The sequence below is a fragment of the Halorubrum tibetense genome (assembly GCF_042661865.1).
GTDB lineage: Archaea > Halobacteriota > Halobacteria > Halobacteriales > Haloferacaceae > Halorubrum > Halorubrum tibetense.
This window is the reverse complement of sequence record NZ_JBHSWW010000498.1, coordinates 1-1,041: the sequence shown is the minus strand read 5'-3', so window position 1 is coordinate 1,041 and position 1,041 is coordinate 1. Positions and strand designations below refer to the sequence as shown.

The 1,041-nt window shown below is 72.3% G+C and carries 1 protein-coding gene; it reads left to right on the top strand.

From position 1 onward, the window contains the following. Positions 1 to 1,041, top strand: a 1,041-nt coding sequence (locus ACFQEU_RS16490; protein ID WP_379783913.1) for a helix-hairpin-helix domain-containing protein, incomplete at both ends; no start/stop codon positions are given.

Sequence of the window (1,041 nt, the reverse complement as noted above, 5' to 3'; positions counted from 1 at the left end):
CCCTCCGCCAGCTCGACCCCGCGGTCGTCGCCGAGCGCCCGCTCGACGTCTTCTTCTTCGACGTGTTGGCGTGGGAAGACGGGAGTGACGCTGCGGCGTCCGCGTGGAGCGCGTCGACCGACCACCGTCCGGCCACAAACCGCGGCCAGTTCGACGCGTTCGACGCGTTCGGGCTCCCGCGGACGGACCGGATCGAGGTCGTCGACGACATCGACGGGGCGATCGACTACCGCGATCGGGTGCTCGACGCCCGGGACCGACTGAACTACGCGGTCGACGGCGTCGTGATCAAAGTCGACGACCGGGCCGCCTGCGAGGCGCTCGGTTCGACCTCCCGCGCGCCCCGCTGGGCGTTCGCCTACAAGTTCCCGCCCCGGACCGCGACGACCGCCGTCGAAGCGATCACCGTCCAGGTCGGCCGGACGGGGCGGTTGACTCCCGTCGCGGAGCTCGACCCCGTCGACGTCGGCGGCGTCACCGTCTCGCGGGCGACGCTCCACAACCCCGCCGAGATCGAGGCGCTCGGCGTGAACGTCGGCGACCGCGTGCGGATCTACCGCGCCGGCGACGTGATCCCGTACGTCCCCGAGGTGGTCGAGAAACGCTCCGAGGGAACGTACGCGTTCCCGGAGACGTGTCCGGTGTGTGACGCACCCGTCGAACGGGACGGGCCGCTCGCGTTCTGTACCGGCGGGCTCGGCTGTCCCGAACAGCTGGAACGGGCGGTCGAACACTGGGCCCGCCGTGACGCGCTCGACATCGAGGGGCTCGGGCCGGAGCGGGTCGAACAGCTCCGCGAGGCCGGCCTCGTCGAGTCGCTGCCCGACCTGTACGACCTGACCGTCCCGGCGCTGGTCGAGCTGGAGGGGTGGGGAGAGACGAGCGCAGAGAACCTGATCACGGCCCTCGACGACGCCCGGAACCCGCCGCTCGACCGGTTCCTCGCCGGTCTGGGGATCCCCGACGTGGGCGCGACGACGGCGCGGGCGCTCGCGACACACTTCGGTTCGCTCGACGCGGTGCTCGACGCCGACGCCGCCG